Below are 277 nucleotides of genomic sequence, written 5' to 3' on the forward strand. Positions count from 1 at the left end.
GTTTGTGGGCTGGCTCTCGCTGTACATGAGCCCGTACCTGGAAACCTGGTTCTTCGGCGGCGACATGCGCATGTGGATCTCCCATGACCTGGGTATCACCTACGACCAGCGCAACGCCCTGGTCGTCGGTTTGGCCATGGGCTTTGCGGTCATCCCGAACATCTACTCCATCGCCGAAGACGCCGTGTTCAGCGTGCCGCGCGGCCTGACCCTGGGCTCCCTGGCCTTGGGCGCCACGCCATGGCAGACCATGACGCGCGTGGTCATCCTGACCGCC

Annotated in this window: 1 pseudogene; it reads left to right on the forward strand. The window is 64.3% G+C overall.

Annotation, left to right across the window (positions count from 1 at the left end):
• A pseudogene (locus tag KZZ04_RS19060) lies at window positions 1-277 on the forward strand (phosphate ABC transporter permease); the annotation flags it as partial.

It is taken from the genome of Pseudoalteromonas sp. CR1 (assembly GCF_019392235.1).
Taxonomy (GTDB): Bacteria; Pseudomonadota; Gammaproteobacteria; order Enterobacterales; family Alteromonadaceae; genus Pseudoalteromonas.